This window comes from Rothia mucilaginosa (assembly GCF_964211445.1).
GTDB classification, from domain to species: domain Bacteria; phylum Actinomycetota; class Actinomycetes; order Actinomycetales; family Micrococcaceae; genus Rothia; species Rothia mucilaginosa_E.
In genome coordinates this window covers 25,338-47,356 of the sequence record NZ_CAXOQT010000007.1, presented here as the reverse complement: position 1 = coordinate 47,356, position 22,019 = coordinate 25,338, and the positions used below count along the sequence as shown (strand labels likewise).

The window sequence follows — 22,019 nt, the reverse complement described above, 5'->3', positions numbered from 1 at the left end:
CCCCACACGATTACCTCGTGTGGGGGCTCTTTGCTTGCGTTGCAGGTGCAGCCGTGTTTTCCGGAAGCGCCCTCAGGGTGTCACACGGACGCTCTCCGCAGCGAAGCAAGGAAGAGCGGAGCGTCCGGGTGACGGGTGCCCCTGCGTAGGCGCGGAGGAAACATGCGGCGCACCGCCCAAACGCCTCAGCGTAAGAAACGGTTAGGCAGCCGCCTCGCAGAAGGTCACCTTTACGGAGCCGTTGCCGCGCTCGCGCATCCACTGCGGCGCGTTCTCAGCCGAAACAATCATGCCCTCGCTCACGGACGGTGCAATGTACGAGCCGCCCGCGCCACCAGCGCCACCCTGCATCGTGTAGCCGAGGCCCTGACGCACACCGGTCGGGCTGTTCAGCCACTTCTGAGTTAGCACAATCGAGGAGACGGACTGCGCCGCACCGGAACCGCCGCCTCCGTAGCCCGCGCCACCGCCACCGGACACCACGGACTGGTAGCCGTTGAAGTTCTGCGCGTACGCGCCCTCATCGTTGTAGACGTCCAGGTCCCAGCTGCGGTCCTCGTAGGTGCCCTTCTCGTGCACGCTGGCGGGGTTCTCGTCCAGCTGGTAGGAGTATGCGCCCGCGCCGTCGCCACCGTTGCCTGCGAAGCCGTTGGTGCCCGCGTTACCGGCAACGAACTGGCTGAACAGCACCTGGTTGTTGGTGGTCTCGAAACCGATGATGGGGCCGCTTGCCGGAAGGGTGCCTGCCGCGCCACCTGCGCCGCCCACGCCCGCTGCGCCGCCGAAACCGGAGTTGTAGGTCAGAACCTTGGAGCGTTCAGCCTTGTAGATTTCGTAGCCGGGAGTACCGTTGGAGCCTGCCGCTGCGGAGGCGTTGCCCGCCGCGTCGAACTGCGGGGATGCATCCGAGCCGAGGGCCGCCACGCCTGCGTCGATCTGGCCGTCGAGGTTGGAGTACCAGGGGTCCTCGTAGGACACGCCGGAGCTGGTCATGCCCGCGCCGCCACCGCCGCCTGCAACCGCCACTACGGTGCCGTCGATGAGCAGTGCCGAGGAGCCGCCGCCGGATGCGGCGTAGACCTGGCTCTTGGAGTTTGCCGGGTCAGCGTATTTTGCGTCGACCTGCGCGGTGACGTTGGCGGGGATGGTGTAGGCGGGTACGGAGCCGCCGTTACCGTAGCCTTCACCGCCGGCGGTGGGGGTGAGGGAGCCATCGCCAATACCGCCTGCCGCAGCGATGATCTGCACGGTGGAGCCGGGGGTGACGGGGATGATGCCGGTGACCTTCGCGCCGGATCCGGCGGGGGTCATGCGGTTGTTGGTGCCACCAGCGCCGCCGACCAGTTCGAAGCGGAGCTTGTAGACATTGTTGGGGACGGCGAAGCTCTGTACGGTCTTGGCGCCTTCGTCGGTGCCGGAGATGCTATACGCCGGGCTGGCCGCCAGGATGCAGTCGTTGGTGGCGGCGACGGATGCCGCGTAGGAGGGGATGGTTGCCGAGGCTGCGACGACCGGCGCCGCCCAGGCTGCGCCAGCGACGAGCTTGCGGCGGGTCAGGGAAGTAGACATGGTATGCCCTTTATTCAGGTGGGGTGATGTGTTTGCGGCGCGACTTTATTTGGCTCCAAACAAGCCTCGATTTGCTTGCTGTGGAAAGAAAATCAGCGCCGAGGAAAAGAATACCCTGAACCTCAGCTTTAACGTAAATCCCTGGTTGGAGCGCGGCATGGGAGCCTTTGGGCACCTTGCGCCGCGCCTTTCCTTCGCTCCTGCTGGGGAACCCGCCGCACCCAGACGCTCCGCTCTTCCTTGCTTCGCTGCGGAGAGCGCCCGGGCGGGCACCCTGATGTCGCTTCCGGAAGGTGCGGCACTGAGCCATAATTTCAGCCCATCTGTCCGGCGGAGCCAGCAAAAGTCTGAAAGGGCGACAGCCCCCTCCCCTTCCAGTTCGTTATGCCGGTATCGCGCACACAAGCCCCACGCTTACTAAACCGAGGCTGGGTGTTTTACATACGAGGCGGAGGGGTGGTGTCCTCCGTCGTGACATCAGGGTGCCCGAAGCGAAGCGAGGGCGGGTCCCCTGCAGGAACAAGGAGGGCACCATCCCTCCTAAACCAAAACTAAAAAGTTAAACACAAAAGCCCTGGTTCCGAAGAATCAGGGCTTCATTTGTGCGCGATACTGGGATCGAACCAGTGACCTCTTCCGTGTCAGGGAAGCGCGCTACCGCTGCGCCAATCGCGCTCACAAAACAGTTGTTTCGTTGCGAGGTGAGGACGGGATTCGAACCCGCGTACACGGCTTTGCAGGCCGCTGCCTAACCACTCGACCACCTCACCGCATACGCTCCACGAGGGAACGCGTTCGAACTCTTGGAGTCCTTACGAGCGGTTGACGAGACTTGAACTCGCGACATCCACCTTGGCAAGGTGGTGCTCTACCAACTGAGCTACAACCGCATATCAGCGTATTCAATTTGAATCATTCGATGGAGTTTTTCGCTCCGTCGTGCTGACAGGTAAATACTATACGGGGTTTTTGAGCGTTTGCCAAATCCTTTGTTGAACCCCCGGTGTTCCGCGTGTTTCCGGGGCAGAACGGGGTATTTTGTCTCGTTTTTGGAACATGGAAGCAAAATTTATTTTCATGGTGCCGGTCACATTTTCGGGTTTTTGGTATGGATACGGCTCTGGTTGAGGTGAGGTCCGGGAGGGCGTTGCCCGCAAAAAATTTCGATAGGGCATGAAAAAGAGGGGCGGGGAACCACAATTGGTTCCCCACCCCTCCCCTATGAAATCCGCACCTGTGATTTTTAGAGTTCTTCGAAGAAGAGTCGCTCGTAGACCTTGCGGGCGTTGCGGGTTTGGCGCAGGTAGTCCTCTTCGAGGGCGCGCGCACTACCGGCGGGGTATCCGCACCAGCGGGCGATTGCTTCCAGGTCGGCACGACCCGAGGGCAGGGTGTCGGATTGGCGCACACCGCGTAGCACGTTGCCGCCGCGAATCTTGGTGGCGAGCAGCCAGGCACCGCTGAGGATTTCAGCGTCCGCGGCCTCGACCAGCCCCGCTTCGACCGCCGCATCCAGCGCCTTCAGCGTGGAGGTGGTGCGCAGCCCCGGCACGGCGTATGCGTGGCGCAGCTGCACGAGCTGGACCAGCCATTCCACGTCGGAGAGTCCGCCGCGGCCGAGCTTGAGCTGGCGGGTGCGGTCGGCACCGTGAGGCATGCGTTCGTTTTCCACGCGCGCCTTCATGCGGCGAATCTGCTGCACCTGCTCGGGCGTAAAGGTTGCCGGGTAGCGGTACGGGTCGATGAGCTCCACGAAAGCCTCGCCAAGCTCCTCGTCGCCGGCAATGGGGCGGGCGCGAGTGAGCGCCTGGAACTCCCAGGTTTCCGCCCACCGCTCGTAGTAGGAGCGGTAGGAATCCAGAGAGCGCACGATAGCGCCCTGCTTGCCTTCGGGGCGCAGGTCGGCATCCACTTCGAGGGGGCGCTCGGCGCGAATCGGGGGCTTGACGGGTTGCTTGAGCAGGGCGAGGGTGCGGTTGACGATGCGCGCCGCCTGTTCCTGTGCGGCGTCTTCGTCTGCCCCGTCGAGGGGTTCGTGGACGAACATGACGTCCGCATCGGAGCCGAAGCCGTTCTCGGCACCGCCGAGGCGGCCCATACCGATGACGGCAATGCGGGTGAGCAGCTTCTCCCCCGCCGCTTCCGCATTCTCAGCGCCTTCCGGTGCCATCTGGAGCTCGCGCAGGGCAATCTGCAGCGCCGCACCGATCGTGCACTCGTCGATGGCGGCAAGACCCGCGCAGGTGTCCTCAATGTCGACGATGCCCAGGGTCCAGCCCATGGCGGTGCGCAGGGTTTCGCGGCGGCGCAGGTAGCGCACGGCGCGCATCGCCTCGGCGGCGTCATCGTGGCGTGCCAGTAGCGAGGAAATCTCGGATTCGAGCGCTTCCTCCCCCAGCGGTTTGAGGTCGGCGACCTTGTCCAGCCAGGCGATGGAGGCGGAGGCGTCCTCCAGCAGGTCGGTCATGGGACGCGAACTGGAGAGCAGCTGGCTCAGGCGCTCGGCGGCCGCGGGTGAGTCGCGGAGCATGCGCAGGTACCAGCTGGTACTACCGAGCGATTCGGAGACGATGCGGAATCCGAGCAGGCCGGCGTCCGCGTCCACGCCGCGGGCGAACCAGCCCAGCAGTACGGGCATGAGGTGACGCTGAATGTCTGCACTGCGGGAAAGGCCCGTGGTGAGCGCCTTGATGTGGCGCATGGCGCCGCGCGGGTCGCGGTAGCCGAGGGCGGCAAGACGGTCCTGTGCAGCCTGCTCGCTGAGCACCACTTCGTCGCGGCTGAGCGTGGAGACGGCGGCAAGCAGCGGGCGGAAGAAGATTCGCTCGTGCAGTGAACGGACGTTCCGTTTAATTTTCTGCCACGCCTTGAGCATCTGTTCGGCAGAGAGCGTGCCGTTACGTTCCGGGGAGAGAATCGACCGGGCAAGAGCGCGCTGTTCGGCTTCCTTCTCGGGCATCAGGTGGGTGCGGCGTAGCTGCTGCAACTGGATGCGGTGCTCCAGCACGCGCAGCTTCTTGTAGTCGCGGCTGAACGCCTCGGCGTCGGTGCGGCTGATGTAGCTGACCGCGGTCAGTGCCGCGAGGGAATCCACGGTGGATTTGGTGCGCACGGCGGGGTCGGTTCGACCGTGCACGAGCTGTAGCAGCTGCACGGTGAACTCGATATCGCGCAGGCCGCCCGGGCCCAGCTTAATCTGGCGGTCCACCTGGTGCGAGGGGATATTGTCGGTCACGCGGGCGCGCATCGCCTGCACGGATTCCACGAAGGATTCGCGGGCGGCAGACTCCCACACGAAGGGGTCAATGGCGCGGGCGTAGCGGGCACCCAGCTGCGCCGAACCAGCGATGGGGCGTGCCTTGAGGAGTGCCTGGAACTCCCAGTTTTCTGCCCAGCGCTTGTAGTACTGAACGTAGGATTCGACGGTGCGAACCAGCGGACCGTCCTTACCCTCGGGGCGCAGGTTCGCGTCGACCTCCCAGAGGGCGGGTTCGGGTGCGGGGCCCATAATGGCGCGGGTGAGGGCGTGCACGAGCTCCGTGCCGATGGTGGAACATTCGTTCTCGGTGAGCTTGAGCGGGGCGGTCTCCCCCTCTGCCCCGGTGCTGTGTGCAGGCTCTACAGGCGCAACCACGTACACCACGTCAACGTCAGAAATATAGTTCAGCTCGCGGGCACCGCACTTACCCATGCCGATAATCGCCAAGTCCAGGGCGTCTACAGCCTCGCCGCGGCGAGGAGCCGCCAGGCCGGGGCCCAGCCCCTCCGCAACTTCGGTGCGGGCAATGGCGAGCGCACCCTCCAGCGCGGCGGCAGCCAAATCGGCGAGGTGACGACCGATAGTGGGCATCATTTCGACAGGGTCTTCGCAGCACACGTCGAGCAGGGCGATGCGCGCCAGGGCGGCGCGGTAGGCGACGCGCAGGGTCACGTAGCCGTCCTTGCCGGTCTGCTCGGCGGCAGCGCGCGGACGCTCCGCGTGCGGGTCCGCGCCGAGGGCTGTGAGGATATCGCGACGGTATGGGGTGTCCAGCGGAGCGATGGGGGTCAGAAATTCCCCATCGGTTTCCGGCAGGATCGACGCCGGGTGCTGGGAACGAATCAGCGCGCTCTCGGCGGGGTACACCTGCGTATCGAAGAGCGGGTCAATGAGCTCGGGGCGGCGGTAGAGGAAATCGCCAATCGCCTGGGATGCACCGAGCAGGCGGTACATGCCGAATTCTTCCTCACCGCGGTTGGCGCGCTCAGCGACCGCCGGGTGCTTCTCAATGAGGCGCACGAGTGCAGGCAGGGCAATATCCGGGGAGGGTGAGAGGCGCAGCCCGGCAAAGAGCGCATCCTGCGAAACGCGCTGCAGTTCGGGCGCGTTAAGCCAGCGTTCCGCCTTGGACGGGTCGTGAAAACCGGTGGCAATCATGCGGGTGTGCAGGCGCAGCTGTGCTTTGCGTTCGGCTTCGGCACGCTGTTCGTCGTCGAGCACATCGGGGGCGATGTCGGTCAGCGGCTTGGGTTCTTTGGCGGGGTCAACAATGCGGATGAGCCCGGTGGCCGGGTAGTGAGAGCTGTCAGTCATAGCGTGAGAACTGTGGGTAGAACCGTGGGTAGAGAGTATAAATTTCGGCGGGATAAAAAGCGATGCTGATACACCTGTGGGCGGTACCCGCCGGCGTGTTACCGGTAGCGGGTACCGCCCTGAGGCTGTCAGCGGTCACTCATCATGCGAGGAGGCTAAAGAATCCAGCGATTAGAGGATTCCGAGGTTGTGCTTGAGCTCGTAGGGGGTCACCTGAGCCTGATACTGGTCCCAGTCGGCGCGCTTATTGCGCAGGAACTGCTCGAAGACCTGCTCGCCCAGAACCTCCGCCATGAACTCGGATTCCTCGGTGATATTAATAGCTTCACGCAGGGAGGCGGGCAGCGGGTTGTAGCCCATCGCGCGGCGTTCGGCGTTGGTCATGGCGGCGAGGTCCTCGGTCACGGCGGGCATGAGCGGGTACTCGTTCTCGATACCCTTCAGGCCGGCGGCGAGAATCACCGCGTAGGCGAGGTACGGGTTCGATGCCGAGTCCAGGCCGCGGTACTCGATACGGGCGGACTGCATCTTGTTCGGCTTGTACAGGGGCACGCGCACGAGTGCGGAGCGGTTGTTGTGACCCCAGGAGACGTAGGAGGGTGCCTCGCCGCCGCCCCAGAGGCGCTTGTAGGAGTTGATGAACTGGTTGGTAACCGAGGTGAATTCGGGGGCGTGCTTGAGCACACCGGCGATGAAGTGACGTGCGGTCTTGGAGAGCTGGTATTCGGCACCAGCCTCGAAGAATGCGTTGGTGTCACCTTCGAAGAGGGAGAAGTGGGTGTGCATGCCGCTACCGGCGTACTTGGTGAAGGGCTTGGGCATGAAGGTTGCGTACATGCCGAGCGAGTAGGCAACTTCCTTGATGACGGTGCGGAAGGTCATGACGTTGTCGGCGGTCTGCAGGGCGTCGGCGTGGCGCAGGTCGATTTCGTTCTGGCCGGGGCCGGTTTCGTGGTGGCTGAATTCGACGGAGATGCCGACCTCTTCGAGCATGGTCACTGCCTTGCGGCGGAAGTCCTGCACAATACCGCCGGGGGTGTGATCGAAGTAGGATTCGTAGTCCACGGGCACGGGGAATCCGTCGGCACCAAGCTTGGAGGATTCAAGCAGGTAGAACTCAATTTCAGGCGAGGTGTAGCAGGTGAAGCCCATCTCCGCGGCCTTGTTGAGCACGCGCTTGAGCACGCCGCGGGTGTCGGAGGCGCTGATCTCGCCGTCGGGGGTGAGCACGTCGCAGAACATGCGGGAGGTGTAGTCTTCCTCGCCGCGCCAGGGCAGAATCTGGAAGGTGGAGGGGTCTGGCTGCAGCAGCATGTCGGATTCGTAGATGCGGGAGAATCCCTCAATCGAGGAGCCGTCAAAGCCCAGGCCCTCGTCGAAGGCGCTTTCTACCTCGGCGGGCGCGAGCGCGACGGACTTGAGGGTGCCGACCACGTCGGTGAACCAGAGGCGGATAAAGCGGATGTCGCGCTCTTCGATGGTGCGCAGTACGAATTCCTGTTGACGGTCCATGAGTTGCCCTCTCGGTGCGGGCGTGCATCCGCGTGGTACCCGTCTGCGGGCGGCGGAGGCGCGCTGAATTGTGTACCGAGACGAGGATGTATAGTGCGGGAGCGACCCGGTGGGTTCCGCTGAACTTTCAGCGGTTTTCACCGTCGTTCCGGCGGGCGGCGTACCAGCGGTGCTGGCGCCTCCTTGCCCCGGCGTGTGTCCTGTTGTTATCTAGCCTATCGGGTTCTGCTGTGCGTCGCGCGGGTGGGAGGTTTCGTTTGTGTAAATTCTCGCTCTTGCACCTCGGTAGCTCAGGTTCTGGGCGGTACCGGAGGGGGGGTGACCCCTCCCCCGCTTTTTCCGCTGTGTGGGTGTAGGTTGTGCCCAGATACCTAGCAGATGACGGTTCGCGGGGCGTGTTCGGGGCCGCCTTGCGATAATGGGAGCATGCTACATTCCATTCTTCTTCCCTCGACCGTACAGCTTCCGCTGGCGCAGCTTCCGTTGGCGACCGGCATCGTGGCTGCTGACCCCACCGGTTTAGAGTGGCTGCTGCTCATTGCGGCACCGGTTGTTTTCTGCGTTGTGTACCTAGCGTGCATTATGGCGATTGCGGCGTTTGGTCCGCTGGTCATGAGGAACAACAAGTCTGGCGGCACGACTTACCTGCTGGACCGCCCCTCCCGCGTGGCGTTTAGGACTCGCACCGTGGCGTTCTTTGCGCTGGTGGGTGCGTTTGTGGAGCTTATTTGGCTCGGTTATACGGGTCGTGTGGGCTCTATTGCGGTCATTCCGATTCTTCTGTTTACGTGGTCGTGGAAGTTCGCGTTCTTCTTCCTGCCGCTTCAGCTGATTCGTGCCTGGTATGTGCACGCAACCCGCGGCAAGTATGATGCGCTGTCGGCTGAGGGCGCTCAGCGCCGCGAGAAGCTGAACCGTAAGAGCGCGTACGAGGTGTCGAAGATGATGCAGCGTAACCCGCAGCAGTTCGCGATGAGCAAGGAGCTGCACACGCAGGCGCGCGCTCAGAAAATCGCGGGTATGCGTCCGTTCCAGCACCTTGATGAGGCGGGCAAGAAGCGCCGCGCGAACTATACGGTGGAGCTGGCGTTGGCGCAGATGCAGGTGCGTCAGATGAACCCCGGCAAGCTCCCTTCGGAGGCGTTCGGCGAGGGCATTCTGGGTATGGGTCTTGGCATTAGGTCTGATCGGGCGGTGGAGCAGACCTGGCTGACGCTGTGCACGGAGCGCGTGAATGCGGTGGATGCGCCGAACTACCCGGATTCGCTGTACCCGGTGTCGGCTCGTTTTTCGTTGTTTACCACGATGTCGCTGTTGCAGCCGCTGATGGGTCGCCCCTATTCGCCGTTTACCGCTGAGGATGCGCGCCGTTTTGTTCCGCGTGATTTCTCGGCGGATACGGTGCTGCTGAAGACTGAGGAGCTGGGTAAGAAGGCTCTGGCGCAGAGCGCGATTTTCCGTCAGATTCACGAGCGTCTTCTGCCGCTGCATCAGCAGCAGCCTCAGCTGGTGGATCGCCGTGCCTTGGCCTATTGCGGTGCCCTACTGCTGAGCGTGGCGAAGGCTGAGGCAGAAAGCCAGCGTCTGACGAGCCAGGTTCTGGCGGCGGCAGCTTCGGAGCGCAGCATCCTGTCGTATGGTTTGTTCTCGCAGATTTCTGAGGATTATCAGCGTGTTCAGCGTCTGCTGAATTTGATGGTGAAGGCAACCGCCGATGTTCAGCGTTTCATCAACGCTGTGGAGGGCCTGGTGCAGATGCATTCTGGTCCGGTTCAGCCTTCCGGTATTGCGTATGAGAAGGCGCAGATGGAGTACATTGCCGCTCTTCTGGACGTTATTGTCTTCTCCTCGCACGCCCCGCTCGCCGGTTCTATCCAGGCATCCTACGCCCTGCTGAAGGCAGACTACGAGGCGTTCACGTTCAACACTTCGGATGAGCTGAGCCGTAGCTACTGGCTGCAGTACTCGAAGAACGCGGTGAGCGCCTGCGATACGGGCCTGTCTCAGGGTTATGAGGGTTTCTTCGGCTCTGATGATGCGGCGCGTAAGGCGTGGGAGTCCTACGCGGAGGACGTCGTGAAGGAAGTCTGCACCTACTCGGTCACCCAGGTCTACTGGGATGCCCTGGTGCAGCAAGCACTCATTCAGCGCGATTTGCCGCGTGAGTTTAGTGATGCTTCTTCCGCTGTTCCGGAAATGATGAATAAGAACGCTGCTGCGTCGTTCCCGACCTACTACATTAACCTCATCTGGAACTAGGGACAGTTCCCCCGTGGTGAGCGGTACGCCAGGTTGGAGCCGTGCAGGGTTAGAATAGTCAGCATGACTACTGAGCATTCTTCCGAGATCTCTTCACCCTACGCGGCGCAGCCTGCCGCTACCTCCGCGGCTGCTCCCGCACCCGCTTCTGCATCGAAGCCTTTTGACCTGGATGCCGTCAAGAAGGTGCGTACCGTTCACCTGGCGCAGGCTAAGGCGACCGGGCAGAAGTTCTCCATGCTGACCTGCTATGACGCTCTGACCGCGCAGATTTTTGATCGCGCGGGTATCGAGATGCTGCTGGTGGGTGATTCCGCGGCGAACGTGGTGCTCGGTTACGAGTCGACCCTGACCATTACCCTGGATGAGATGATTCCGATGGTCGCGGCGGTTTCTCGCGGTGCCTCCCGCGCCATGGTGGTTGCTGACCTGCCGTTTGGTTCTTATGAGCAGTCGCCGCAGCAGGCGGTGGCGAGCGCTGTTCGCCTGATGAAGGAGGGCGGCGCGCACGCGGTCAAGATTGAGGCAGATGCGTCGATGACCGAGTGGGTTCGTGCCCTGGTGCGTACCGGTATTCCGGTGGTGGCGCATGTTGGTTTCACCCCGCAGTCGGAGCACGCCCTGGGCGGTTTCCGCGTGCAGGGTCGCGGCGAGGCTGCCGAGCGTGTTCGTGAGGATGCGGTGGCTCTGGCTGAGGCTGGCGCGTTCTGCGTGCTCATGGAGATGGTGACCACCGAGACCGCACGCCGCGTAGATGAGGCGGTGGGCGCGGTGCCGACCATCGGTATTGGAGCGTCAAACGTGACGACCGGCCAGGTGCTGGTCTGGCAGGACATGATGGGCCTGCGTGAGGGCCGCGTGCCGCGCTTCGTGAAGCAGTTCGCGCAGGTCGGCAAGGTCATGGAGGATGCCGCCCGCGCCTACCGTGAGCAGGTTCGTTCGGGTGAGTTCCCGGCGGCAGAGCACACCTTTGAATAGGCTTTAGCTTTAGAAGGAAGCTTTAGAAGAAGGCTTTAGAAAAGGCGAAGACCCCCGTATCCGGTGTTCCGGGTTCGGGGGTCTTTCTGTATCTGTTTTTCTGCCTCTTTTAGACGCATGCATGCAGAACGTTTGCTGGGCTTAAAGCTGGACTTTAGATCAGGCCGCCGTCCTTGTCCCACTCCTCGTTGCGTTCGCGAGCGCGGTCCATGGCGTGTGCCGCCTCCTCATAGGTCTTGAAGGGGCCCCACAGAGAGGTGACGGCGCTCTGCTGGCCTCGCTCAACCTCACCGGTGGCAAGGTTGTACCAGTATTCGTCAGCGTGGGGGCTGGTGGCGTCGGCAGCTGCGTTCAGGGTCTTCTCGACTGCCGATTCGATAGCTTCGCTCAGGTGGTTTTTCTTCTCACTCATGGGTTCTCCTTCGACGGTATTGAGTCAGTATGTCTAGCATCTCACACGCGTACCCGTGTAGCAATGAGGCAGGGGCGGCCTCACGCACCGCGCTTCCACGGCCTCTTCCTAGTTCCCTGTCCCGGCGCCGGCAGCCGTGAAATTTTATTCACAATCTGGGAAAAAGGTACGGCTTATGTATCCGCCGCTTTTTAGCGCCTGCGCAAGGGACACAAACCGCCCACGCCCGGTAAGATGAAACTATGTCTTCAACCAAAACGAATACTTCGCATAACCTACCCGCAGAGCCCGGTCGTGCACCCGTCGGTTGCCTGACCCCCGGACACGTCAGCCCGATGCGCCCGGTTCCCTCGCACATTGTTCGCCCCGAGTACGTGGGTAAGCCCACCGCCAACGAGGGTAACGACTCGAACATGTACACCCCCGAGGAAGTTGAGCGGGTTCGCGCAGCCGGCAAGATTGCGGCAGGCGCCATCGTTGAAGCATCCAAGATTTGCGTGCCCGGCACTACCACCGACGAGATTGACGTGCTGGTCCACGAATACATTTGTGACCACGGCGCGTACCCCTCCACCGTGGATTACCGCGGCTACCCGAAGTCCGTGTGCACCTCCCTGAACGAGGTCATCTGCCACGGTATTCCGGACACCACCGTGCTGGAAGACGGTGACATTCTCAATCTGGACGTCACCGCATACCTGGACGGCATGCACGGCGACACCAACAAGACCCTGCTCATCGGCAACGTGGACGAAGAGTCCCGCCTGCTGGTTGAGCGCACCGAGGAGTCCCTGAACCGCGCGATTAAGGCTGTGAAGCCGGGCCGCCAGATCAACGTGATTGGTCGCGTCATTGAGAAGTATGCGGCTCGCTTCGGTTACGGCGTGGTCCGCGACTACACCGGCCACGGTGTGGGTCGTGAGTTCCACTCGGGCCTCATCATCCCCCACTACGATGCGGCACCCGCCTACGACACCGAGATTCGCGAGGGCATGATTTTCACCATCGAGCCCATGCTGACCCTCGGCACCATCGAATGGGACCTGTGGGATGACGACTGGACCGTGGTCACCCGCGACCGCAAGCGCACCGCGCAGTTCGAGCACACCCTCGTGGTGACTGCTGACGGCGCGGACATCCTGACCCTGCCCTAAGCGCAGCCCCCTGGGTTTCCTACCTGTACAGGTTCAAGCCCAGCACCTCACTTTTTATATCAATTCACCCACTGACAAGCCCGCCCGCTCCCCGGTTATACGGCAGTAGGCGGGGTGAAAGAGAGAGAAAACCATGAGCGATTACGCAGAACCCGGCGTCATCAACGAGCTGCCTGCCCCCACCCCCAAGGACCTGCAGATTGGTGTGGACATTGGAGGCACCGGCATTAAGGGCGGCATCGTCGACCTGCGCACCGGTAACCTCGTGTCCGACCGCTTCCGCATCGACACCCCCAAGCCCGCAACCCCCGCCGCTGTGGCTGATGTTGTACGCCGCGTAGTTGATGAGCTGCAGGGCCGCGACCTGGCGCCGGACCCCGAGTCGGCTGTCGGCATTGACTTCCCCGCAGTGGTGAAGAACGGCATGGTCTTCTCCGCAGCGAACGTGGACGACTCCTGGATTAACACCGACCTGGAGCAGGTCATGAGCGAGGCTCTGGGCGGCCGCACCGTCTACGGCCTCAACGACGCTGACGCAGCCGGTTTGGCTGAGGCAACCTACGGTCAGGGCCGTAACCGTGACGGTCTGATTGCTGTCATCACCCTGGGCACCGGCATTGGCTCCGCCCTCATCAACGACGGTAAGCTGATCCCGAACACCGAGCTGGGCCACCTGGAGCTTGACGGCCACAACGCCGAGTCTCAGGCTTCCGCTCGCGCCCGCGAGGTGCACGAGCTGTCCTGGAAGAAGTACGGCAAGCGCCTGTACCGCTACTTCGAGCACGTTCAGATGCTCTTCTCCCCCGACCTGTTCATCATTGGCGGCGGCATCTCCAAGAACCCCGAGAAGTTCATGCCCTACTTTGAGGATCAGATTCGTACCCCCATGGTCATGGCTGCCCTGCGTAACAACGCGGGTATCGTGGGTGCGGCACTGTGGGCTGGCGGTATGCTGCCGGAGCGTCAGCGCCGCGGCGAGGCGTAAGGTCTCCTCAGCCCATCCGCGGCCGCGTCAGCGCCGCGGCGAAGCATAAGGTTTTCCTGAACCCGCTTGACCCGCGGCCGCGTCAGCGCCGCGGCGAAGCATAAGGTTTTCCTGAACCCGCTTGACCCGCGGCCGCGTCAGCGCCGCGGCGAAGCGTAAGAAGCTTCCTGCTATCCGTCTCGGATAGCGCTTCATAGACGCACAAAGGGACCGTCTTCCGAGTCATTCGGAAGGCGGTCCCTTCTGTATACCGCCGCTCATATTTAGCGGCAGCCGGTTTAGCTAGTTACTGGGCTAGCCAATTACTGGGCGATGCGGTCCTCACGCAGACGCGCAATCGCCTCCTCAAAGTCTTCAAGGTTCTCAAACGCCTGGTACACGCTCGCAAAACGCAGGTACGCGACCGCGTCCAGCTTCGACAGCGGCTCCAGGATGGTCAGACCCACCTCGTGCGCGTTAATCTCCGCCAGACCGCGGGCACGAATCAGCTCCTCAACCTCCTGGGCGAGCTTCGCCAAATCGTCCTCACCCACGGGGCGGCCCTGGCATGCCTTACGCACGCCGGCGGCAATCTTCGAACGGTCGAAGGGCTCGGTCACGCCGGAACGCTTAATCACCGAAATGGTGGTGGTTTCAACGGTCGTGAAGCGGCGAGCGCAGGAGGTGCACTGGCGGCGGCGGCGAATTGCGGCGCCGTCATCGGTGGTGCGGGAATCCACCACGCGCGAGTCGGTGTGCTTGCAATAGGGGCAGTACATTCGTTTCTCCTTGGCTGGGCGCTAGCGCCCGCGTATACAGCGCTCAAGAATATTTATACCTATTCTACCGTGATATACAGCGGATACACCGTATGGTGTGAGTGAATATACGCTCAGGGTGGACTCTGCTATGCAGAATCCACCCTGTCATTCCCCTCTGAGCGGGGTTATATATCTTTAGCGTCTAATGCAGCTCGGACCGAAAATCGTCTTGATTTCACCGAAGAGGCTCGGGTTCGGTTCCACACGCACGCTCGCGTCCAGAAGCACCAGCTGCTCCTTATCGCGGGTGCGGATGAGCATGCGCACATCCGCGGTGCCCTTGTGGTCGCGCAGAGTCTCCTTCAGCTCCTTCAGGTTCGCCTCGGTCACCAGGTACTCGGGAACCACGATGGTGATAGGTGCGGCGCGGCCGTCATCGCTGATTTCCAGGATCTGCAGTTCCTGGGCGCTCATGTTCACGCTGCCGTCATCGCGGCGCTGCACGCGGCCACGAATCGAGCAGATGAGGTCGTCCGCCAGGGCGGCGCCCATCGTCTCGTAGGCGCGGGAGAAGAACATGACCGTGATGGTTGCGCCCGAGGGGTCTTCCAGTTCCACGGAGGCGTACTGGTTGCCGCTGGACTTGGCGATACGGCGCGAAACACCGGTGAGCATGCCCGCGATGGTGACGGTTTCGCCGTCGCGCACGTGCGAGTCTTCACCGATGATGTCGTGCACCGAATGGGTTGCGGCATCCGAGAGCGCACGTTCCAGGCCGCGCAACGGGTGGTCCGAAACGTACAGGCCCAGCATGTCACGCTCAAAGTTCAGCTTCTCGCGGCGGTCCCAGTCGGGCACGTCCGGGATGGTCACGGTCAGCTCGTCGCCCAGGGCGTCATCCATGCCGAGAGAGCCGAAGAGGTCGAACTGGCCCGCCGCCTCCTTACGCTTGACCGCCACGGCAGCGTCCACTGCCGCCTCGTGGATGAGGGACAGGGAACGGCGGGTGTGACCCAGGTCGTCGAAGGCGCCCGCCTTGATGAGCGATTCGATGGTGCGCTTATTGCACACCTGCAGCGGAACCTTCTTCAGGAAGTCGTTGAAGGACTCGTAGCGGCCCTTCTCCTCGCGAGCGGCAATCATACCCTCGACCACGTTCGCGCCCACGTTACGAATCGCGCCCATACCAAAGCGGATATCATCGCCGACAGGGGCAAACGTCAGGGTGGATTCGTTCACGTCCGGGGCGAGCACGGTAATGCCCATGGCGCGGCACTCGTTCAGGTACAGTGCGAGCTTGTCCTTGTTATCGCCCACACTGGTCAGCAGAGCAGCCATGTACTCCTGCGGGAAGTGCGCCTTCAGGTACGCAGTCCAGTACGACACCAGACCATACGCAGCCGTGTGCGCCTTGTTAAACGCGTAGTCAGAGAACGGCAGCAGAATATCCCAGAGCGCCTTAACAGCGCCCTCAGAGTAGCCGTTAGAAATCATACCGTCGTGGAAGGTAGCGTACTGCTTATCCAGCTCCGCCTTCTTCTTCTTACCCATCGCACGGCGCAGCAAGTCTGCCTCACCCAGAGTGTAGTTCGCGACCTTCTGAGCAATCGCCATAACCTGCTCCTGATACACAATCAGGCCGTAGGTGGTGTCCAGAATGTCCTTCAGCGGCTCTTCCAGCTCGGGGTGAATCGGCTCAATCTCCTGCTTACCGTTCTTACGCAGAGCGTAGTTAGTATGCGAGTTCGCACCCATCGGACCGGGACGGTACAGCGCCAACACTGCCGAAATGTGCTCGAACTCCTCGGGCTCCATGAGCTTCAGCAGCGAGCGCATCGGGCCACCATCGAGCTGGAACACGCCGAGGGTGTCGCCGCGCGCCAGCAGACGGTACGATTCCGGGTCATCCAGCGGCAGAGACTCAAGGTCCAGGTCAATGCCACGGTTCGACTTAATGTTCTCCACAGCATCGGAGATGATGGTGAGGTTACGCAGGCCCAAGAAATCCATCTTGATCAGGCCCAGGCCCTCACAGGTGGGGTAATCGAACTGGGTAATCACCTGGCCGTCCGCCTCGCGGCGCATCACCGGGATGACGTCCACGAGGTCCTTGCTGGACATAATCACGCCCGCAGCGTGCACACCCCACTGACGCTTCAGACCCTCCAGGCCCTTCGCGGTTTCAAACACCTGGCCGTAAATCTTATCGACCGGGTCCTCAATGAGGGCGCGCAAATCTGCCGCCTCGGCGTAACGCTTATCCTCTTCGTTGTACACGTTCGCCAGGGCGATGTTCTTACCCATGACGTCCGGCGGCATCGCCTTGGTGAGGCGCTCTCCGACCGAGTACGGCTGGTCCATCACGCGGGAGGCGTCCTTGAGCGCCTGCTTCGCCTTAATGGTGCCGAAGGTGACGATCTGTGCGACCTTCTCTTCACCGTACTTTTCGGTCACGTAGTCGATGACTTCGCCGCGGCGACGATCGTCAAAGTCCACATCGAAGTCGGGCATGGAGACGCGGTCGGGGTTGAGGAATCGCTCGAAGATCAGGTCGTGGTCGAGCGGGTTCAGGTCGGTAATACGCATCGCGTACGCAACCATGGAGCCCGCACCGGAGCCACGGCCGGGGCCCACGCGAATACCGTTGCGCTTAGCCCAGTTGATAAAGTCGGCGACCACGAGGAAGTAGCCGGGGAAGCCCATGGAGGTAATAACCCCCACCTCGTACTCAGCCTGCTTACGCACCTTGTCAGGCACACCGTCCGGGAAGCGGTAGTGCAGGCCCTTCTCGACCTCCTTCACGAACCAGGATTCCTCGTTTTCACCCTCGGGCACGGGGAAGTTCGGCATGTAGTTCGCCTTGGTGTTGAACTCCACGTTGCAGCGTTCAGCGATTTCGAGGGTGTTCTCGCACGCGCCGGGAATGTCGCCGAACAGGGCGTACATTTCTTCTGCCGAGCGCAGGTAGAAGTTATCCGCGTCGAATTTGAAGCGCTTGGGGTCGGTGAGGGTCGAGCCGGACTGCACGCACAGCAGCGCCGCGTGGGCGGTGTGGTCTTCCTGGCGGGTGTAGTGCAGGTCGTTGGTGGCGACGAATGGCAGGTTCAGCTTCTTGGCGAGGCGGTGCAAATCCTCCTGGACATTGCGTTCAATGTCCAGGCCGTGGTCCATGACCTCGCAGTAGAAGTTGTCCTTGCCGAAAATATCGCGGAATTCGCTCGCCGCCTGGACCGCCTCATCGAACTGGCCCAGACGCAGGCGGGTCTGAACCTCACCGGAGGGACAGCCGGTGGTCGCAATCAGGCCCTTCGAGTAGGTCTGCAGCACCTCACGGTCCATACGCGGCTTGTACAGCTGGCCTTCCAGCGACGCAATCGAGGAGGCACGGAACAGGTTGTGCATGCCCTCGGTGGTCTCAGCCCACATGGTCATGTGGGTGTACGCGCCACCACCGGACACGTCATCGCGGGAGCCATCGCCCCAGCGCACACGCGAACGGTCGGTACGGTGCGTGCCGGGGGTCAAGTACGCCTCCACACCAATGATGGGCTTGATGTCGTGCGCTTTAGCCTGGCGCCAGAAGTCGAAGGCGCCAAAGAGGAAGCCGTGGTCACTGGTCGCCATGGACTTCATGCCGAGTTCTTTAGCGTGGGTGAACAGGTCACCCAGGCGCGCGGCACCGTCGAGCATGGAGTACTCGGTGTGCACGTGCAGGTGCGTAAATTCTTTGGTTGCCACGGATATCTCCTGGAGGTGTGGGCTGGAGGATGGGCGGTGAATGTGAAGCTGTGTGCGGCGGGGTATCAGCCCGCGAGCGGCTATAGCTAGCCGAGTTTGACGTTGCCCTCGCGCAGAGCGGTCAGCGCGTAGGACAAATCGAGCGGGTACTCGCTGGTGAAGGTTACGCGCTCGCCGGTACCGGGGTGATCGAAGCCCAGGCGGTGCGCGTGCAGCCACTGGCGGGTCAGTCCCAGTTCGGCGCTAAAGCGCGGGTCGGCACCGTAGGTCAGGTCGCCGCAGCAGGGGTGGCGCAGTGCCGAGAAGTGCACACGAATCTGGTGGGTGCGTCCGGTTTCCAGGTGCACCTCCACCAGCGATGCGGGGCCGAAGGCTTCGAGCACATCGTAGTGGGTGATGGAGTTACGGCCGTCCTCGACCACGGCGAACTTCCACTCGTTGCCGGGGTGGCGGCCGATGGGCGCGTCGATAGTGCCGCGCAGCGGGTCGGGCAGACCCTGCACGAGGGTGTGGTAGACCTTGTCCACGGTGCGTTCCTTGAAGGCTCGCTTGAGTTCGGTGTAGGCGCGTTCGCTGCGGGCTACGACCATCAGGCCGCTGGTGCCCACGTCCAGGCGGTGCACAATGCCCTGGCGCTCTGCCGCGCCGGAGGTGGCAACCGAAATGCCTTCGCCCATGAGCGCGGAGATGACGGTGGGGCCGTGCCAGCCCGGCGAGGGGTGAGCCGCCACGCCTGCGGGCTTATCCACCACAACGATGTCGTCGTCCAGGTGCACGATGCGGAAGCCGTCCACCTTCTCGGGGCGGATGTCCGCCAAATCGCGCGGTGCGGGTGCGTCCACGACGACCTCGTCGCCTGCGGAAAGCTTGTAGGACTTGCCGATCTTCACGGCCTTGCCGTTGTTGGTGACGGTCACGTGGCCGTCACGAATCCACCCGGAGGTGCGGGTTCGGGGCGCATCGAGGGCGCCGGCGAGCGCGGCGTCCAGGCGCATACCGGCAAGCGCGCCTTCAACGGTGAATTCGGCGCGGATGCGTGCAGAATCTTCTGCGGCGTTGGTGGTTTCGCTCATGCGGCTCTCCTTCGGGTGGTGTTGTCTGGGGTGTCTGTGTGCGAGGGGTCTGTGTGAGAACATCTATAGGCGCATGTGTCGGCAAGGTAGCCGTCGGCGCGTGGCCGGGGCGGGGCGCTACTCGGAGCTCTTTTCGTCGGTGCTCTTATCGTCAGCCTGCACACGGGTTCCGTTGAGGTTCAGGCCCTTGAAGTTCAGTAGCACGATGAATGCCATGCACACGCAGATTGCGGAGTCTGCAATATTGAAAATTGCGAAGTTCGGTACGGAAATAAAGTCGACCACGTGACCGGAACCGAAGCCGGGCTCACGGAAGAGACGGTCGAAAAGGTTGCCGCAGATACCGCCGAGCAGACCGCCCAGCGCGAGGGTCCAGGACAGGGCACGGGTGCGGCGCAGCAGGTAGAGCACCACAGCTGCGGCGGCAACCATGACAAGCGTGAAAATCCAGGTGACGTTCTCGCCCATGCTGAATGCGGCACCGGAGTTACGAATCGAATACCACCACAGCAACCCGTCGATAACGGTGATGCGCTCCCCCAGCTGCATCTGGGTGACCACCAGGTATTTGGTGCCCTGGTCGATGGCAAACACAACGGCTGCAAGCACGAGCGCAAGAATCCCCGCGGAGCGTCCCGAGAGGATGCGCACGCGGCGTCCGTCAGCCTTTCCTGCGGTGTGTGAGACTGAGGATTCAGCGGTATTGGGGGTGTTGGTCATAGCTCTCCTCTAGTCTGTGCCGGTTGCTGCGCGCCCGAACGCAAACCGGGTGCGGTACCGTTCGATAGTGCCCCTCTAGCTTAGCAAATCGGGGTAGACCATCGAGTATTCGGCGGTGATGTGGCGGGTGCTCTCCCCCGCTTCTCACGCTGGGTTATTGCGCCGTGCCGGGCGGGTATGAGAATACCGCCCGGTTCTCTCAATCTTCCCCGGTGAATAGCGGTGGAAGAGAAAGAATCCGGGCGGCATACGCCTCAAAGCGTCGTTAGCTTAGCGTCGTTAGCTTATTTAGGCACGCTGATTTATGCGGAAGCCTCGATGGACTTGAGGTTCTTCAGCTCCTGAACCTGTGCGTCCAGGTGCTGCAGCAGCTTGGAGCGGTAACGGCTCTCGAAGCCGCGCAGAGCCTCAACAGCGATCTCCAGCTCTTCCTTCTCGTCGGTGAGGCGAGAGAGAACCTCTTCGCGCTGCTGCTGAGCTTCGCTCACCATAGCGTCTGCCTTCTTCTCTGCCTCTTCGAGCAGTTCAGCCTTAGCCTTCTCACCCTGTGCCACGTAGTCGTCGTGAACCTTCTGAGCCATAGCGAGCAGTGCTGCCGCATCCTGAGGTGCCGCTGCCGGTGCAGCCGAGGACTGTGCGGGTGCTACAGCCGCTGCGGGGGAATCGGGCGCGTTTGCGGAGAGCTGCTCCACCTGGCGCTCCAGGGCGTCACGCTCGGAGTAGAGTGCGCGCAGTTCGACAACGAGCTCATCCAGGAAGTCGTCGACCTCATTGCGGTCGTAACCGGCCTCTTCGGTAACGATCTTGAAGCTCTTAGTGATCAGGTCTTCGGGGGTGATTGCCATGGGCTTCTCCTCTAGGTATCCCTACGGGGTTTGGTGATGAAGTTGAGTGCCGCGGATTCACCAGCCAGATAGGTCATGGCCCCAATAATTCAGGGTCCCAATGACTCAGGGCATGGCTATGCCGCGATGCAGTCGTTGGCACCAATTCTACTATTCTTTGGTTTCTGTACCCGGTTATACGTCGGTTGAACCGTAAAATATTCGCTCTGCGCAAGGGTGGGATTCACCACGTCTAATATCCGTCCTAGTCCCCGTTTGTCCCCCTTGAGTTTTCTGCCCTGCGGTGCATTTTGAGAAGGTTTTCGAGGAGGCATTTTGGCGCTCCCCATTCGCTGAAAACCCGGGCACAGAACCCAAGCATAGATTCAGAGCCCAGACGTAGAAAACCCCGCCGGCGCTCCATCCCCTGAGGGACGCCAAACGCAGGCGGGGCTCAAAAATCTAGCTCTCTAGCTCCTCGACCGAACGGGTCGACCGGATGGGCGGTTTAGGAGAACGCCGCGGTTGCCCGCATCATGATGCTCAGCAGGAAAGACAACAGAACAATCAGAATCAGGAAGCCGGTGTCCAACGCAACGTTACCTACACGAACCGGCGGGATCAGGCGGCGCAGCTGGTTCATCGGCCAGTCAGTCACCGCGTACACGCCGCTGGCGAACAGCAACACAATGCCCTTGGGCCGCCATTCCGGAGCGAACATGCGCACCCAGTCAAAGAGCATGCGCAGCAGCATCGCAATGTAGAGAACGTAGACAACGATCGTAATGAGGGCGAAAAGATAACCCATCTATCAGTCCTTAGCCCTGGTCGAAGGGGAATTCGCCGTCGGTCTCGAAGCCGGCGGGAACCTCAGAGTTAGCCACACCCAGAACCTCCAGGTTGGAGGGGGTCAGCAGGAACACCTTAGCGGTGACGCGCTCAATGCGGCCTTCCAGAGCGAATGCCAGACCGGAGGCGAAGTCCACCAGGCGCTTGGCGTCTGCGTCGGGCATCTCTTCCACGTTCATAATCACGGGGATGTTCTCGCGGAATGCCTCACCAATGATCTTTGCGTCATTGTAGGAGCGGGGGTGGATAGTGGTGATACGACGCAATTCGTCCTCTTCTTCCTCGTAACCGTAGGTGTATCCGTTGGTTTCTTCGGGCGCGTAGCCCTCTTCGTAGTAGCCGTCGTTGGAGTACGTCTCGGCGTACTGCTCGGTGTATTCGGTATTCGGCACCGGGGTGTCCTCCCAATTGTCTGCGCTGGCGTCGTCCCAGGTCTGTTCGGTTTCTGCCAGGTCAGCTGTGGTTTCAGGTGTATGAGCGGTGGCGTGTGCCGCTGCATCTACGGTTGCTCGTCCGTCGGCAGGTTCTTCTGCGTCCAGATACTCGGTTTCTGTACCGTCATCGTAGCTATCAGCCTGCAGGTACTCTTCCTGTTCAGTATAGGCGGGTTCGTCCTGCTGGTGGTAGGTTTCG

The 22,019-nt window shown here is 62.0% G+C and carries 15 protein-coding genes and 3 tRNA genes; 4 read left to right on the top strand and 14 right to left on the bottom strand.

Annotated features, from left to right (window positions below):
- Positions 1–201: 201 nt before the first annotated feature.
- The 6 genes from AB8E48_RS02855 to glnA all read right to left on the bottom strand — a co-directional run bounded on the left by AB8E48_RS02855 (position 202) and on the right by glnA (position 7,654).
- The gene (locus AB8E48_RS02855; protein WP_368885697.1) at positions 202–1,569 is read right to left on the bottom strand and encodes a hypothetical protein; all 1,368 of its coding nucleotides are present in this window, start codon (positions 1,567–1,569) and stop codon (positions 202–204) included.
- 603 nt (positions 1,570–2,172) lie between these two features.
- Positions 2,173–2,244: transfer RNA gene (locus AB8E48_RS02850), tRNA-Val, on the bottom strand.
- 24 nt (positions 2,245–2,268) lie between these two features.
- Positions 2,269–2,339, bottom strand: a tRNA-Cys gene (locus tag AB8E48_RS02845).
- Positions 2,340–2,386: 47 nt separating this feature from the next.
- Positions 2,387–2,459: transfer RNA gene (locus tag AB8E48_RS02840), tRNA-Gly, on the bottom strand.
- Positions 2,460–2,812: 353 nt separating this feature from the next.
- Positions 2,813–6,142 carry a bifunctional [glutamine synthetase] adenylyltransferase/[glutamine synthetase]-adenylyl-L-tyrosine phosphorylase gene (locus AB8E48_RS02835; protein ID WP_368885696.1) on the bottom strand — a complete coding sequence of 1,110 codons (3,330 nt, stop codon included), beginning with the start codon at positions 6,140–6,142 and terminating at the stop codon, positions 2,813–2,815.
- Between the two features lie 171 nt (positions 6,143–6,313).
- A complete protein-coding gene (gene glnA / locus AB8E48_RS02830; RefSeq protein WP_298699571.1) occupies positions 6,314–7,654 on the bottom strand; it encodes a type I glutamate--ammonia ligase in 1,341 nt (446 codons plus the stop codon).
- 426 nt (positions 7,655–8,080) lie between these two features.
- Here glnA and AB8E48_RS02825 point away from each other — a divergent pair, with 426 nt between their 5' ends.
- Positions 8,081–9,913 (top strand): geranylgeranyl pyrophosphate synthase, encoded by a 1,833-nt coding sequence (locus AB8E48_RS02825; protein WP_368885695.1) that lies wholly within the window; start codon positions 8,081–8,083, stop codon positions 9,911–9,913.
- 63 nt (positions 9,914–9,976) lie between these two features.
- Positions 9,977–10,891 (top strand): 3-methyl-2-oxobutanoate hydroxymethyltransferase, encoded by a 915-nt coding sequence (gene panB, locus AB8E48_RS02820; protein WP_368885694.1) that lies wholly within the window; start codon positions 9,977–9,979, stop codon positions 10,889–10,891.
- Between the two features lie 154 nt (positions 10,892–11,045).
- On the opposite strand, the gene AB8E48_RS02815 is transcribed toward panB, so the two are convergent.
- Positions 11,046–11,303 carry a hypothetical protein gene (locus tag AB8E48_RS02815; protein ID WP_368885693.1) on the bottom strand — a complete coding sequence of 86 codons (258 nt, stop codon included), beginning with the start codon at positions 11,301–11,303 and terminating at the stop codon, positions 11,046–11,048.
- Positions 11,304–11,545: 242 nt separating this feature from the next.
- On the opposite strand from AB8E48_RS02815, the gene map reads away from it, so the two are divergent.
- Both map and ppgK read left to right on the top strand, forming a co-directional pair.
- Positions 11,546–12,457 carry a type I methionyl aminopeptidase gene (map, locus tag AB8E48_RS02810; RefSeq protein ID WP_368885692.1) on the top strand — a complete coding sequence of 304 codons (912 nt, stop codon included), beginning with the start codon at positions 11,546–11,548 and terminating at the stop codon, positions 12,455–12,457.
- A 133-nt stretch (positions 12,458–12,590) separates the two neighbouring features.
- Positions 12,591–13,442, top strand: coding sequence for a polyphosphate--glucose phosphotransferase (ppgK, locus tag AB8E48_RS02805; RefSeq protein ID WP_368885691.1), 852 nt, complete (start codon positions 12,591–12,593; stop codon positions 13,440–13,442).
- 302 nt (positions 13,443–13,744) lie between these two features.
- Here the strand turns inward: ppgK and nrdR are convergent, their stop codons facing one another.
- From nrdR to AB8E48_RS09065, 7 genes are all read right to left on the bottom strand, one after another.
- Positions 13,745–14,200, bottom strand: coding sequence for a transcriptional regulator NrdR (nrdR, locus tag AB8E48_RS02800; protein WP_005506525.1), 456 nt, complete (start codon positions 14,198–14,200; stop codon positions 13,745–13,747).
- Positions 14,201–14,377: 177 nt separating this feature from the next.
- On the bottom strand, positions 14,378–17,920 hold the full coding sequence (gene dnaE, locus AB8E48_RS02795) for a DNA polymerase III subunit alpha (protein ID WP_297605319.1): 3,543 nt from the start codon (positions 17,918–17,920) through the stop codon (positions 14,378–14,380).
- Between the two features lie 86 nt (positions 17,921–18,006).
- Entirely contained in the window at positions 18,007–18,993 is a 987-nt protein-coding gene (locus AB8E48_RS02790; RefSeq protein ID WP_368885690.1) for an RluA family pseudouridine synthase, read from the bottom strand.
- A 117-nt stretch (positions 18,994–19,110) separates the two neighbouring features.
- Positions 19,111–19,713 carry a signal peptidase II gene (gene lspA, locus AB8E48_RS02785; RefSeq protein WP_368885689.1) on the bottom strand — a complete coding sequence of 201 codons (603 nt, stop codon included), beginning with the start codon at positions 19,711–19,713 and terminating at the stop codon, positions 19,111–19,113.
- 302 nt (positions 19,714–20,015) lie between these two features.
- Positions 20,016–20,558, bottom strand: coding sequence for a DivIVA domain-containing protein (locus tag AB8E48_RS02780; protein ID WP_368885688.1), 543 nt, complete (start codon positions 20,556–20,558; stop codon positions 20,016–20,018).
- A gap of 487 nt (positions 20,559–21,045) precedes the next feature.
- Positions 21,046–21,345, bottom strand: coding sequence for a YggT family protein (locus AB8E48_RS02775; protein ID WP_313987624.1), 300 nt, complete (start codon positions 21,343–21,345; stop codon positions 21,046–21,048).
- Positions 21,346–21,355: 10 nt separating this feature from the next.
- A complete protein-coding gene (locus tag AB8E48_RS09065) occupies positions 21,356–21,838 on the bottom strand; it encodes a cell division protein SepF (protein WP_426699566.1) in 483 nt (160 codons plus the stop codon).
- Positions 21,839–22,019: the final 181 nt, after the last annotated feature.

Bases quoted from the DNA above. Each gene is read 5' to 3' on its own strand.
- AB8E48_RS02855 (WP_368885697.1), bottom strand. From the start codon at position 1,569: ATGTCTACTTCCCTGACCCGCCGCAAGCTCGTCGCTGGCGCAGCCTGG.
- AB8E48_RS02835 (WP_368885696.1), bottom strand. From the start codon at position 6,142: ATGACTGACAGCTCTCACTACCCGGCCACCGGGCTCATCCGCATTGTT.
- glnA (WP_298699571.1), bottom strand. From the start codon at position 7,654: ATGGACCGTCAACAGGAATTCGTACTGCGCACCATCGAAGAGCGCGAC.
- AB8E48_RS02825 (WP_368885695.1), top strand. From the start codon at position 8,081: ATGCTACATTCCATTCTTCTTCCCTCGACCGTACAGCTTCCGCTGGCG.
- panB (WP_368885694.1), top strand. From the start codon at position 9,977: ATGACTACTGAGCATTCTTCCGAGATCTCTTCACCCTACGCGGCGCAG.
- AB8E48_RS02815 (WP_368885693.1), bottom strand. From the start codon at position 11,303: ATGAGTGAGAAGAAAAACCACCTGAGCGAAGCTATCGAATCGGCAGTC.
- map (WP_368885692.1), top strand. From the start codon at position 11,546: ATGTCTTCAACCAAAACGAATACTTCGCATAACCTACCCGCAGAGCCC.
- ppgK (WP_368885691.1), top strand. From the start codon at position 12,591: ATGAGCGATTACGCAGAACCCGGCGTCATCAACGAGCTGCCTGCCCCC.
- nrdR (WP_005506525.1), bottom strand. From the start codon at position 14,200: ATGTACTGCCCCTATTGCAAGCACACCGACTCGCGCGTGGTGGATTCC.
- AB8E48_RS02790 (WP_368885690.1), bottom strand. From the start codon at position 18,993: ATGAGCGAAACCACCAACGCCGCAGAAGATTCTGCACGCATCCGCGCC.
- lspA (WP_368885689.1), bottom strand. From the start codon at position 19,713: ATGACCAACACCCCCAATACCGCTGAATCCTCAGTCTCACACACCGCA.
- AB8E48_RS02780 (WP_368885688.1), bottom strand. From the start codon at position 20,558: ATGGCAATCACCCCCGAAGACCTGATCACTAAGAGCTTCAAGATCGTT.
- AB8E48_RS02775 (WP_313987624.1), bottom strand. From the start codon at position 21,345: ATGGGTTATCTTTTCGCCCTCATTACGATCGTTGTCTACGTTCTCTAC.